This window comes from Buttiauxella warmboldiae, from assembly GCF_003818135.1.
In the GTDB taxonomy this organism is placed as follows: domain Bacteria; phylum Pseudomonadota; class Gammaproteobacteria; order Enterobacterales; family Enterobacteriaceae; genus Buttiauxella; species Buttiauxella warmboldiae.
Genome location: NZ_RPOH01000080.1, coordinates 1 through 13,490, shown reverse-complemented (window position 1 = coordinate 13,490; position 13,490 = coordinate 1). Strand labels below are relative to the sequence as shown.

Below are 13,490 nucleotides of genomic sequence, written 5' to 3'. Positions count from 1 at the left end.
ATCACCTTCCTTCAGAGGGCTCTGCTGGGTGACTTTAAAACCATCCATCCCCAGGGTGGTGGCATCCATTTTGTTCAGCTTAATGCCGATGCTCTGGCCATCATTGGCACCAACCTGAATATCCAGGGTCTGGTCGGAGCTCAGCACCTTCACGCCGTTAAACTCCGTCTGTTCAGAGATACGGTTGATTTCCGCCATGCGCGCGTCAATTTCAGACTGAATGGACTCGCGGTCAGTTGTAGAGTTGGTGCCGTTCTGAGCCTGCACGGTCAGGCGACGAATATTCTGCAGGTTGTCGTTGACTTCGTTCAGCGCGCCTTCGGTGGTCTGCGCAATAGAAATACCGTCGTTGGCGTTACGGGATGACTGAGTCAGGCCGTTAATATTGGCGGTAAAGCGGTTGCTGATGGCCTGGCCCGCCGCATCGTCTTTGGCGCTATTGATACGAACGCCGGATGACAAACGTTGAATTGCCGTTCCCAGGGAAGACTGGGATTTGTTCAGATTATTCTGGGCCAGCAGGCTCAGTGCGTTAGTATTAATAACTTGTGACATGGGAAGTTCCTCAGATATTTATAATGCAACGTCCAGGCTTTTAATAAAGTGCCTGAGACAGAGTGATGTAATATGTTATTCACCTATCTAAATATCGGTGGAACTTAAAATGGCTAAAGTATTTTTTCGGGATTTTTTAAATACCTGTGCTTAACTGGTAAAATAGCGTCAGATATGCCGCCTTTTCATGGAATAAGGCTCGGAGGCAGTAACTGGGTGGTGTGTAGCACCTGTATAGTTGACTTTCTTCCGGACAGGCCCTATTGCCACTGGCATGTTGCCCGTAGTGCAAGGAATGGGGTAAATTCTTCTGTCTGGTAGCGGCTGGTAGTGAAGCTGGCGCAGGATATTCTTGATCTCTGCTCGTTGCTTACAGCTCAAGAGTTAGCTGAAATCAACGAGTGACAACCGGACTGATGCGTTAGGTGACGCCAGGATCTGATTACCGGTATGAAATCAAATCTGGCGCGATTGCTTTCAATTGTTAATATTCAAACCGTGGCTTGTAAGCTTTCAATAGGTACAGGCTTGGCGATTAAGTACCCCTGGATATAATCGATATCCATAGCGAACAAGGTATTACGAATCTCATCTGTTTCGACACACTCTGCCACTAATGTCATATTTTTCATTCTTGCCAGCTCGCAGATAGACTGGACGATTTTATAATCCATTTCGCTGGAAAGGATATTGTGAATAAAACTGCCGTCAATTTTGAGTATGTCTGCATGCATGTTCTTCAGTCGCGCATAGCTGGCATAACCCGTACCAAAATCATCGATAGCGATTTTACAGCCCAGCCGCTGTAATGCATCCAGCGTCTTAACCGCCTGCTGATTGTTGGTGAGTTCATCGGTTTCAGTCACTTCCAGAACAATCTGTTCGGGGGCAATACCGTACTGCACAAGCATATTTTCAATCAGATTTGCCATATCCATACGGCAAATAGAGGCTGGCGTCAGATTAATTGCAAAGCGCTGATTGGGCTGGCTGTTACGGGTCTTATCCATAAACTTCATGGTATTGTTTAAAACCCACAGGTCAATATCTGAAGACACGCCAAACTCGTTTGCCAGAGGCAAAAAGGTATCCGGAAAAATAATTTCGTCACGGTTACCGCGCATTCTCAGAAGAACTTCATGATAGCGCTCGCCATTTTTGTTCTCTATTGGCTGTGCCATTAAAATAAAGCGGCCTAACTCAAGCGCACGCTGGAGTTGATTCATCATGTCGACTTTAACTTTGACCTGATTTTGCACCAGGCGACTGCTTTGTTTTCTCATATCCACAGGCAGGTTTGTGGCGAGGGAAATCTCAGCCAGGGCGCGCAGTTCGCCAATCAGTAAATAGAGGTGCCCAACCGGGTAATTAATAATGCAATAGCTACAGCCAATTTGCGGATAAAGCTTTACACCATCGCGGATAAAACGGAATTTTTTTGCCCGGTTATGCAGTTCATCAATACGTTTTTCAGCATGTAAGGGGCATAAACGTATAATTAAATCAAGTACCGAGTTGGTATAGATAACTTCGCCTTTACCCAGTACCGGCTGTAAGAAGTGTGCGAGTTGCTGCTTGTATTGGATTTGCATTAGTAAACCATAATGGCGGCCTAATAATTCAAGTTCCGGGATATATAACTGGCATAAAATAGAAACCGTATTTTTATTCAGGTCGGAATTTAACGCTAATAAGTTAGGTAAGTGTACAATGGGGTCAATGCTTGTTAAACGTTTGGTTTTAATATTCAAAGCGCGCTGGCGTGAAATATTTATCGCCATTAACGTAATCGTTATTGAGAACGCAACAAAGCAAGAAGAAGCAACAGCAAGATGTAGCTGATAGTTCGCATCTTCGGGTATATAGCTGTGAAAGTTGTTACACAGGACGATTAAAAGAACCCACCATACTAATGAAATTGCAGCATGCCCGAGGCGCAAGGTTCCCCATATCATTACTGGAAGTAATAATGTCAGGGTATACACAGAATTCATTAGCATTAACGTATGGCTTCTTGGCAATACCATTAGCATCGTTAGCGTTATTAATGAACCAAAAAAGCAAAGCAATTCTGGTAGCCGTAAATCTTCTGCGACCTGGCTGCGTATTTTTCGGAAATACTTACCCAGATATGTAGGCGTGCGGATCGAGCGAATAACCAAATAGCACATTGGCAACCCGGTCATATTGCCAACCAGCATTCCCTGATAGTTTATTAATGTTCTGGTGGTAAACGGGCTAACATACATTTGTGAGCCATGTATGCCGAATAGCCCAAGGTAGAGTTCAGCATGGTAATAATGGAGAAATAATGTGGCATTAACAAATACCAACCAGAAAATTCGCTGCCAGGTGAGATTATAACGACCAAAACTGGCAACGCCACGTTTACCTGTAAAATAGTAATAGCCTGCACAGCTTATGGCAGCGGAAGTAAAGTAGTGGATTAATGACATTATTGCCGGCTCAAAACCACGGTCTGGATAGACGCGGTAAAACAGGCATAGCATGATCCCCGGCAGCGCCTTAACGCCATAAATCATGGTGAGCGCTGTCATCAGGGCCATATTTAGATAATAAAAAGGTATTTCATAGTCATTAACCTGCCCATACGCACTCAAATATTGAGTTATGGGATAGAGCAGGAAAGGCAGCACAAATGGTAATGCCCACCATTTATCTTTGTGTTTGTTATATAAAGAAATAAAATTCATCATCAATGTCTGCTTATGGTTTCCTGATTCCATTTACTGGAACGATCTGTCAGCATCCATTGCTTAGAAACGAGTATCGCTGATACTCGAACGTATTAACTATTCATCAATATCTGCGTAAGTAGTTTTACATCGGGAGCGTCATCTCAATTTCATTGTAGAAAATGATGTTATTTTTCCCTCTGTCTTTTATGTAATACATGGCGACATCTGCTTTTTTTAGCAGCGTCGCAACATCACGCCCATGCTCAGGGTAAACAGCAATACCGATACTGGCAGAGATAAAATCTACTTTAGTTGCAGAGAGGTGGTAACTGACTGAAATTTTAGTTAATATTTCTTGTGCTAACCGTATAACAGCCTCTTTTGCTTGCTGATTAACAACAATAATAAACTCATCGCCACCAATTCTCGCCACAAAACCTTCACTACCCACCACGCTCCTGAGCGCATGTGCGATGCTCACCAACAATTCATCTCCTACAGCATGGCCCCAGACGTCGTTAACGCGTTTAAAACCATCAAGATCAATGAACATGATAAATAATGGCGTTATCTGGCTTTTGAAAAGCATATTAAGATAGTTTTGTAAGTAGAGCCGATTCGGTAACTGAGTTAATGAATCATGTTGCGTCATCTGTTTTAACTGCAAATTTTTGGCAATTAATTCTCGCTTCAGAAGTTCGTTGCTTAAATGTTTTTTAAAATTAACAAACCAAATGAAGATAGCCATGATGAAAACCAAAGCAATGAGTATCACCATCGTCATGGCTATCGTGTTTTCAATATGATCGGTATGGCTTCCAGCCACTGGCGATAGCACCATAGAGGACATATTGGCTTCAGATGTACCAATAAAGTGCATTAACGCTACGCCAGTACACAGAGTCACGGTAGCACCAAGCCGGTAGGAATTGGCATAACTGTCATTTTTATTGGCCATCACCAGCATCAAATGGGTTAAGCGCAGCATTAGTAATGAGGTGACAAAAATAACGATCAACGACAGAATGATTTGAAGGCTACTAACAGGCCTGCCACTTATATTGATGATGGCAGCCATTCCCAGATAGTGCATGGATGCGGCGGCGGCAGAAAAGATAACTGCTGGTATAATATAGTGATTTTTACGCAATTTTTTGAATAAAAGGCAGCCAAATCCCAGGGTGCAGCCAATAACGGCAAGCAGTAGCGAAGCCAGGGTTATCTTAATGTTGTAACTTATGGCATGGCTATGAGGATGCGCTTGCATCACCATATAGTGCAAAACCCATATGCCGCAGCCCATTGTCGGCCCGCTAAATAAAGGCCAGCAGTAATGTTTTTTACGCGCCCCAGCTTTACATAGCCAAAAAGAAACATAAAAAGCCAGGCTCGCAATAATCATTGCGAGCAATATTAATAAGAGATCGTAATTAAATAACATATTTAACTTAGTATTTACTTCTGGAAGGGATGCGTGTTTATTATCATCTTAATGTGCCACTTGATAATAACGTGCTGCTTATTATCTTCAAGTTTTTTTTTGATGTTTTTCATAAAGAGAAGAGAGCCAGAGGATTGTTTTTTTAACTGGCCGTAACCGTAGCTGAAATGATTTAACTTTGTTCTGTTCGGCACCGGTGATTTTGTCACGTTACTTTTCACACTAAATCGTCACTTTTGCTGATAATGTTACATAGTATTGGGATGATGCCTATTGAATAAATGGTCTCAGCTAATATTCAGCAGGGGGCAACTCTGGTGTGTATATTATTTATGCCATATCTAAAAATAATCTGGATGGCATAATTGTGATCTTCATTGTTTGGCTGTTGAATTTATTATATATTATTTTTCAGGTTGTTTAATTTCCTGCTGTTTATGGCATGGCAGTTGTTACGGTTGAGAAAACTATACGCTATGAAGTGATGCTTGTGGGTGATTATTGGCCGATTAGAAATTAGATTTTGGTAAAGTATAGGTTTGTTTACGGGCATGGAATATTGTTGAGTTGGGAAATGATCGGGTTATTCATGGCAAATTACCATCCAGCCATCCTCAACGACCCAGCGCAGATCTGTCGTCATGCTCTATATTGATATACGTTACCCGTAGCGGGTCATTGATTGCATGAGGTTATCTCGTCTGCTTTGCACAGGAGGTCATCTCAATCCCATAACCAGAGTAAGAGAAGCTGATGCCTATTCTTAATTTTGATGAATCTGTCATGCTCATTGGAGACGAGATAAAAAAATCTGCAACCGCCTACTTCTCATTGAGAAAGAAACGTCAGCGCATTGAAATGAAAAGGGACGGCAGCATATTTTATCTGGAGAAAGGCTCTGTCTCGGTTTACCGGGTGGAAAACGACCTGGTTACGGTGACTTTTACCGCACCCGCAATTCTTGGTCTGGCACAGATGCGTAATGATGTGATGTCTCATTACCTGCGTTGCGACACCGACTGTGAGATGTGGGTGATGAGCTCAGGCAATGCTAACGAGATGCTGACCAGCAAAAATTTATGGATGCATGCGTTTGATATTTTAACCAATCATCTGCAACGTTATTTCCAGCGCGAAAACTTACGCTCGCATAAAACCATTCGCGAAATCGTGATTGAGCATGTGAAGCATATCTGGTCTATGGACCCTGAAATTCGTGATAAAACATCGGTTTATACGTTTATTCTCAGCCGAAACCACATTTCCCGTAGCGCCATTCATAAGGTGCTGCAGGAGTTAGCCAACGAAGGAAAATTAACGCTTAACCGCGGGAAGCTTTCTGCGTTTACCTGCCAATAAAACCAAAACCCTGGCCTGATGTTTTAATGCTGCGGGCAGGGGGCTGGAAACCAAAAAAAAGCCGCAATCTATGACGTTGCGGCTTTTTTGTCTCTGATGACTTTTCTATCTTTCGCGCAAAGCTTCTGCTTTCGCACGTATGATCGGCTTGAGCAGATAACTCAGGATAGATTTCTTACCGGTCAGAATATCTACCGAGGCAACCATACCTGGAATGATCACCATCGGATGCTCCTTAGTGCCCAGGTAGTTTTTGTCCGTGCGCAGGCGTGCAATGTAGTAACTGTGGCCTTCTTTATCGGTTATGGTGTCAGGACTCAGCTGCACCAGTTCACCATTCAGACCGCCATAGGTGGTGTAATCGTAAGCGGTAAACTTCACCATGGCGTGCTGTCCTGGGTGCAGGAAGGCAATATCGCGCGGCTGGATTTTCACTTCAATCAGCAGCGAATCGTCAAGCGGTACGATTTCGACTAAATCACTGCCTGGCTGAATCACACCGCCAATGGTATTAACCATAATCTGCTGCACCACACCGCGAACGGGTGACACGACCATGGTGCGATTTACCCGGTCTTCAAGCGCTTTGCCCGTGGCTTCAGCTTTACTCAGGTTGGTTCGTGCTTCATTAAGCTGCGAAAGCGCATCGCTCTGGAAGCGGTTACGGCTTTCGCCAATCTTATTTTCAATCTCTTTCGTCTCAGACGCCGACTTAGGAATAGAAAGCGTCACGGAGTCCAGCAGCCCTTTAGTTTCCACTTCGGTGCGGCGCAAACGCAGAATTTCTACTTTAGAGATGGCACCAGAGGCCAGCAGCGGTTCAGACATTTTGATTTCCTGCTGCAACAGACGCAGGCTGTGTTTGTACTGTTCCTGTTTGGACTGAAAATCGCGCAGTTCCTGTTCCTTCTGAACAAGCTGCTCCTGAAGACCTTCAATTTCGTTCTGGAACTGGCGGCGGCGGCTGTTGAATAGATCGACTTCGCCGCGCGCAACCGCAGGCGCCTTCTGCGCAATCTCATCAGAGATAACAAAATCTTTGTCTTCAGCTTCCGCCGTCAGACGGTCAATTTTCGCCCGTAGACCAAGCTTATCCGCTTCTGTTTCACCCACGTTTGAGGCAAAGCGCGTGTCATCAAGATGGATTAATGGCGCGCCCGCTTCAACAATTTGCCCCTCATGAACAAACAGTTCGGTGACAATGCCCCCTTCCAGGTTCTGTATTTTTTGCAGGCGTGATGAAGGAATCGCTTTACCTTCACCGCGCGTGACTTCATCAAGCTGGGCAAATCCCGCCCACACAAACGCCAGCACCACTAATGCCAGGATAGTCCAGAGCGTCAGGCGAATCACCCGCGGCGAATCATCAATAAGCGCGTGACTGACCTCGTTAATATTATCGGCCTGGTTCTCATCGCGCCCCTGGAAATAGCGCTTTAGCTGCGGGCGTAAACGTGTAAATAACTCAACGAGACGCATTGATTTGACCCTTCTTCAGCGCATCCATCACGATAGCTTTCGGGCCATCGGCAATAATGCGTCCTTTATCAATAATAATCAGGCGATCAACCAGTGTCAGCATTGATGCTTTGTGAGTCACAAGCAACAGGGTCTTATCGGCCACAAACGGCAGCAGGCCTTGTTTGATCTTATCTTCACTGGTGTTGTCCATTGAGCTGGTTGGTTCATCAAGCAGCAGAACGGGCGGCTCAAGCAGCAGCGCGCGAGCCAGCGCGACAGCCTGGCGTTGGCCTCCGGAGAGTTGCATACCACGCTCGCCCACCTGCAGATTGTAGCCATCAGGGTGAATACGGGCGAACTCGTTGACGCCAGCAAGTTCTGCGGCACGCAGCATCGTTTCGTCATCGACATAGCGGGCGCCACAAATCAGGTTATCGCGCAGCGATCCATTGAACAGCTGAATGTCCTGCGGGACGTAGCCAATGCTATGGCGTAAATCGTTAACGTCCAGCTGACGCGCGTCCACATCGTCGATCAAAATATTGCCGGCGCTTGGCTGATACAAATTGATGATCAGTTTGCTAAGCGAGCTTTTGCCCGAGCCGCTACGGCCGATAATACCGACGCGTTCACCAGGCTTAATGATCAGGTTAATCTTTTGCAGTGAAGGGTTTTTCTGCTCGGGATAGCTGAAATCAACATCTTTAAATTCAATGCTGCCACGGAAGCTTTCACGCTTCAGAGGATGTTCATGCTCGTGACGCTCCTGCGGCATCGACATCATCTGTTCGGTGTTTTTGATAGTCATACGCGCCTGGTGGTAGCGGGCTATCAGGCCGGTGAGTTGCCCCATTGGCATCAGCGCCCGGCCGTTAAGCATGTAGCAGGCAATCAGGCCACCCATACTCAGCTTGCCGTCGATAATCATATACACGCCGGCGATAATCATGATGACGCCAGACATCTGCTGGAACCAGCCGGTCAGGTTGCTGGCAAAGCTTGAAAGAGTTTTAACGCGTAACTCCAGGCGGCTCAGGCTGCCCAGCGTCTGTTCCCACTGATACTGACGTTCGCTTTGCGCGTTATTAACTTTGATAGCGTCAAGGCCGCTGAGCGTTTCAATCAGCAATGCCTGACGTTCGCTGGCCAGACTCATCGTTTTGGCAACGGCGGCATTGACCGGCTTTTGCAACGCCCAGCTGATCGTCAAGGCGATAGGGAAGATCAGTAACGGGATCCATGCCAGCGGGCCACCGATAATGGCAATCACCAGCAGCAGCACCAGCGTGAAGGGTAAATCGATAAGCGTGGTCAGCGTCAACGATGAGAGGAAATCACGCAGCGACTGAAACTCATGAATATTTTGTGCAAAGCTCCCCACGCGTGCAGGACGAGCTTTCATCTCCATACCGGTGATGCGCTCAAACAGCGTAGCGGAGATAATCAGGTCACTTTTTTTACCGGCAATATCCAGGCAGACGCCGCGCAGCATTTTTAAAATCAGATCAAACACAAATGCCAGGCAAATCCCTACGGCCAGAACCCACAACGTCACCGTGGCGTGATTGGGAACCACGCGGTCGTATACGTTCATGGTAAACAGCGGCGTGCCCAGCGCAATCAGGTTAATCAGCAGACTGGCCAGAACCGCATCCATGTACAGATAGCGCGACAGCATCAGGGTGTCTTTGAACCAGGATTTGGTACGCGGCAGGAACGATTCTGACTGCAGGTCAAACTCATGGCGCGGATGGGCGAAAATGACCTGGCCGGCGTAGTTTTGCTCTAGCTCCTGTGCGCCAATCGTGACTTCACCACCTTCGCTCTCGCTTGGCATCATCCGGGCGGTGCCGTCAGTGTTCCAGCCGAGCAGTACCGCAGCGCCGCCGTCACGCAGCGTAAGGATCGCCGGCAGAGACATTGCGGGAATTTTATTGAGCGTGCGTTTAATCACTCGTGCTTTTAAGCCCGCGCGTGCAGCCGCTCGCGGCAAAATTGTCAGCGTCAGGCGATCGTTCTCCAGCGGTAGTCCGCTGCTTAACGTTGAGCGGCTGGCGGATTTACCGTGCAAGGAACAAAGCACCAGCAGGCAATCAAGCAAGGGGTCATCATTGCGGCTACGAGGGTCATGATAATGCGGCTCCTCAACTGCAGGAGCCTCTGACGTTGTATTCATTTGTTCAACTTGTGAATTCATTGATAGGAATGTTCCTGCCGCAACTTTTTAGCAAGCCATAAAACGAACGGATACTGAAATAGTTCCCGGGGGAACTATTTCAGTAGTATGAATGCTAATTGAGTTCAGGTAATGAGTTATCTTCCGGGGAGTCGATGGGTTGACCTGCAGGTACTGGGTTAATTTTCAAGGCTTTTAATAATTCGCCAGTACGTGCGCAAATACGATAACCGGAGGAAATTTCCAGGTAACGCAATTCAACCAGACGACGTTTCGCTGAGAATACTTCATTTTCACTGTCTAATAAATCCAAAAGCGTGCGTTCACCCAAACTAAATTGATCCTGGTAGGCGGTACGCACTTTCACGCTGCGATCGGCATAATCAGTCGCCGCAGGGATCTGATCTCTGGCGCTTTTTAATGCCGACCATGCCAGACCTATTTCCTGATTCATCTGACGCAGGGTGTTATTGCGTACGTCCTGAGCTTGTTTTTGCAGATAGGCGCGGGACTGCATCGCGGCTTTATCGCTGCCGCCCTGGTAGAGGTTGTAATGCATTTTTACCATCGCCTGCCACTCTTCCGCGTGGGCGCGCGTCGTGTCGCTGTCATTACTGACGCTGCGCGAAAGCGCTACGTCAACGCGTGGATAAAACGTTGACTTTGATGCTTCGTACTGCTGACGAGCCGCCTGAATATCGGCATTGGCGGATTTCAACAGCGGGCTGTTAGCCTCCATAATGCGTTTGGCATCTTCCAGTGATTTTGGCAGCATGGCCTCAATACTTTCCGGCAGGCTCAGGTTTTCCGGCGCTGCGCCAACCACGCTCATAAAGGTCGTATTGGCATCTTCAAGGTTAGTTTGTTCGGTCAGCAGGTTATTGCGCGCCTGAGCCAGGCGAGCTTCAGCCTGCATCAAGTCACCTGAACGGCCCACGCCTTGATCGGTACGCAGCCGGATCTGGTCATAGATGCGCTCATGGTTGGCTAAATCATCTTCTGCAAGGCGTACATATTCCTGACGTTGCAGCACGTCGAGATAGGCCTGAACCACCTGAAATGCGGTAGTTTCACTAATATTCAGAACGTTATAAGCGCGAGAATCGACGGTTGCCTTCTGACGGTTAACTTCGCTGGATGTGGCAAAACCATCGAATACGTTCTGGTTAAGGCTAACGGTGGCATCGTTAGGAGAGAGATTCATCCCTTTGTTGCTGCCGCCTGCGCGCGTCGTCGCATCGTTGATGTTTTTGCGGCCCGCTTCAGCATCTAAATTTAGTGATGGGAGGTAGCCACCTCGAGCGGCGCGTAAATCTTGTTCTGCAGAGTAACGGCTGTTTACCGAGGCATTGACTTCTGGATGACTGGATAATGCTTGCTGAACAGTCTGTTGCAAGCTTTCTGCGTTAACAGTCGGGATTGATAAACAACCAAGGATAAAAAGGGAGAACTTCTGCATTGTTTAACGCCTTATTACGCATGTTAATGATATCCCTATATAACGCTTTATTTCCATTCTTGCCTTAACCCGAAACATCATATTAATTAACAAGCGCAGAGGTGTTTACCTGGTTACATTAAATACGGCTTTCATTCGAAATGACATTTAATGTTTTGTAATGTGATGTTTCACTTTTCATCATTTTTGATTATATTTAACGCTCAGTCAAGCCTCGGCTAATCGAGTTCTAATAACTGTGTTTTTTTCTACATTTATTCACCTCCTGCCAGAAAAAATGTCCATTAATGGACGTTTTTTGACCGTTCTATGGGCGCGAATGAAGTGAAAGAATAATGTTATTAATTATTTAATTTATCGTGGCATTTATAAAAATAACGAAAGAATTCAAGAGAGGTAACGGTGAGCAATTTACTTGGTGTGATTAAGGCTGTCATTGGTCTGGTTTATGTAGTTGAGGCAGACGGCTCACAGCGTCTCTTGAAGGAAGGCGACAGAATCTACAGCGGCGAGGAGATTGTTACCGGAGATAGCGGTGCCGTGAGTGTGGCGCTGGAGAACGGTAAAACGCTCGATCTCGGGCGTAACAGCCACTGGACAGAGCATGGTTTAAACGCGGTCAACAACGCGGATCATGATTCCCAGGATGTCGCATCGTTACAGAAAGCCATTGCCGACGGTGCTGACCCGACGCAAGCGTTAGAAGCCACCGCTGCCGGCAACGAACCTCCGGTACAGATTGAAGGGGGCGGGGGTGGACACACTCTGGTGCAGCTGGATTTGACGGGGCAAATCGTTGATCCTACTGCGGGTTTTAATACCGCAGGTTTGGGAGTGCCGACGCCAGAACTTAACCTCCCTGAGAATGGCTTCACCATAAACGGCCCTTCTGGTTCCTCTCCGGTTCTCCCTCCGCTTGTTCATATAGACGATTTTGCCGGCAACGATGGTTACATTAACAAAAACGAAATAAACAATACCAATATCAGCGGCAGCAGTAATCAAAATCACGTCACCCTCACCTTTACCGATAGCCAAAAAAACACTATTACGCTTCAGGTTCCTGTGAACAATGGTCACTGGACAGCCCATCCAGATTTAAGCAGTTTACATGAGGGTAATATTACCGTTATAGCAACGGCTACGGACGTCTCAGGCCGTACTGCAACAAGCACTATTGACGCGCTGATTGACACTGTTGGCCTGCAGGATCAGATCGCTATCGATAGCGTCACCCCTGATAACGTTATCAATATTGCGGAATCCCGCGAAGCGCAGACCTCAATCCACGGCACCGTTTCCGGTGACGCCAAAATTGGCGATCAAATCACCCTGACGGTTAACGGTCAGCAATATAACGATGTCGTTATCGATCTGGGCAATGGCAAGCTGGGTTACCAGATTAACGTTTCTACCCAGGGACTGCTGGCTAACCCAAATATTCATGCCACGGTAACCTCAACCGATGCGGCAGGAAACACCACTCAGGCTTCAAGCGACCATACGGTTGATATCGATCTTGATATTCATAACGCTGTCACTATCGCGACTGTGGCAGGGGATGACATTGTGAACGCCAATGAATCCCGCCTGCCAACTCTGATTGCTGGCGAAGTGGGTGGCGATGCCAAAGCGGGCGATCCGATAACCGTCACCGTCCAGGGGCAGCAATTCCATGGCGTTGTGGTTGATGATAACGGTCAGCTGGGCTACGAAGTGCCGGTGCCGACGAGTCTCCTTCACGAAGGAGCCAACGATGTACAGGTGCAGGTTGTCAGCCATGATGCGGCAGGGAATGAAGCCACTGCCATCGAACATAAAATTGTTACGCTCGACACCCAGGCCGAAAGCCATTTGACCATTAGGACCGTGGCGGGCGATGACACCGTTAACGCCGCGGAGTCGCGTATGCCGACGCTTATCAGCGGAGAGGTTTCCGGTGATGCGCAGGCGGGCGATCATGTGGTGGTCAGCGTCAACGGCCACGATTTCCGTGGTAAGGGTGACGGATGAAAACGGCCAGCTGCGTTACAGCGTGCCGGTACCGACGGCTGCGCTGAACGAAGGCAGCAACGATGTGCAGGTGATGGTGACCGGTACGGATAATGCCGGTAACACCGCGATTGCGGTGGAGCATAAAACGGTGGTGCTGGATACGCAGGCCGATAATGCATGCACTATCGAAACCGTTGCCGGTGATAATGTGGTGAACGCCGCCGAATCCCGTATGCCGACGATGATTTCCGGTGAGGTCTCCGGTGATGCGCAGGCGGGCGACCATGTGGTGGTCAGCGTCAACGGCCACGATTTCCGTGGTGAGGTGGTGACGGATGAAAACGG

General features: G+C 47.5%; 9 protein-coding genes. 3 read left to right on the top strand and 6 right to left on the bottom strand.

Annotated features, from left to right (window positions below):
• From EHN07_RS17050 to EHN07_RS17040, 3 genes are all read right to left on the bottom strand, one after another.
• On the bottom strand, window positions 1-555 hold a 555-nt coding region (locus tag EHN07_RS17050; RefSeq protein ID WP_482764108.1), incomplete at its 3' end, for a flagellin N-terminal helical domain-containing protein.
• Window positions 556-1,046: 491 nt separating this feature from the next.
• Window positions 1,047-3,272, bottom strand: a complete 2,226-nt coding sequence (locus tag EHN07_RS17045) for a sensor domain-containing phosphodiesterase (RefSeq protein ID WP_167467330.1) — start codon at window positions 3,270-3,272, stop codon at window positions 1,047-1,049.
• A gap of 124 nt (window positions 3,273-3,396) precedes the next feature.
• Window positions 3,397-4,695 (bottom strand): sensor domain-containing diguanylate cyclase, encoded by a 1,299-nt coding sequence (locus EHN07_RS17040; RefSeq protein WP_124025231.1) that lies wholly within the window; start codon window positions 4,693-4,695, stop codon window positions 3,397-3,399.
• Between the two features lie 783 nt (window positions 4,696-5,478).
• On the opposite strand from EHN07_RS17040, the gene EHN07_RS17035 reads away from it, so the two are divergent.
• On the top strand, window positions 5,479-6,054 hold the full coding sequence (locus EHN07_RS17035) for a helix-turn-helix domain-containing protein (protein WP_244202428.1): 576 nt from the start codon (window positions 5,479-5,481) through the stop codon (window positions 6,052-6,054).
• A 105-nt stretch (window positions 6,055-6,159) separates the two neighbouring features.
• Here the strand turns inward: EHN07_RS17035 and EHN07_RS17030 are convergent, their stop codons facing one another.
• The 3 genes from EHN07_RS17030 to EHN07_RS17020 form a co-directional block, all read right to left on the bottom strand.
• On the bottom strand, window positions 6,160-7,533 hold the full coding sequence (locus EHN07_RS17030; protein ID WP_124025229.1) for an HlyD family type I secretion periplasmic adaptor subunit: 1,374 nt from the start codon (window positions 7,531-7,533) through the stop codon (window positions 6,160-6,162).
• Window positions 7,520-9,691: a type I secretion system permease/ATPase gene (locus EHN07_RS17025; protein WP_244202429.1), complete on the bottom strand. Its 2,172-nt coding sequence runs from the start codon at window positions 9,689-9,691 to the stop codon at window positions 7,520-7,522. Before EHN07_RS17025 ends, EHN07_RS17030 begins: the two co-directional genes overlap by 14 nt.
• Before the next feature lie 115 nt (window positions 9,692-9,806).
• A complete protein-coding gene (locus EHN07_RS17020; protein ID WP_124025227.1) occupies window positions 9,807-11,150 on the bottom strand; it encodes a TolC family outer membrane protein in 1,344 nt (447 codons plus the stop codon).
• A 402-nt stretch (window positions 11,151-11,552) separates the two neighbouring features.
• Between EHN07_RS17020 and EHN07_RS17015 the strand changes: the two genes are divergently transcribed.
• Both EHN07_RS17015 and EHN07_RS20725 read left to right on the top strand, forming a co-directional pair.
• Window positions 11,553-13,163 (top strand): retention module-containing protein, encoded by a 1,611-nt coding sequence (locus tag EHN07_RS17015; RefSeq protein WP_244202427.1) that lies wholly within the window; start codon window positions 11,553-11,555, stop codon window positions 13,161-13,163.
• On the top strand, window positions 13,111-13,490 hold a 380-nt coding region (locus EHN07_RS20725), incomplete at its 3' end, for an Ig-like domain-containing protein (RefSeq protein ID WP_244202426.1). The genes EHN07_RS17015 and EHN07_RS20725, both read left to right, overlap by 53 nt.

Bases quoted from the DNA above. Each gene is read 5' to 3' on its own strand.
- EHN07_RS17045 (WP_167467330.1), bottom strand. From the start codon at position 3,272: ATGATGAATTTTATTTCTTTATATAACAAACACAAAGATAAATGGTGG.
- EHN07_RS17040 (WP_124025231.1), bottom strand. From the start codon at position 4,695: ATGTTATTTAATTACGATCTCTTATTAATATTGCTCGCAATGATTATT.
- EHN07_RS17035 (WP_244202428.1), top strand. From the start codon at position 5,479: ATGCTCATTGGAGACGAGATAAAAAAATCTGCAACCGCCTACTTCTCA.
- EHN07_RS17030 (WP_124025229.1), bottom strand. From the start codon at position 7,533: ATGCGTCTCGTTGAGTTATTTACACGTTTACGCCCGCAGCTAAAGCGC.
- EHN07_RS17025 (WP_244202429.1), bottom strand. From the start codon at position 9,691: ATGAATACAACGTCAGAGGCTCCTGCAGTTGAGGAGCCGCATTATCAT.
- EHN07_RS17020 (WP_124025227.1), bottom strand. From the start codon at position 11,150: ATGCAGAAGTTCTCCCTTTTTATCCTTGGTTGTTTATCAATCCCGACT.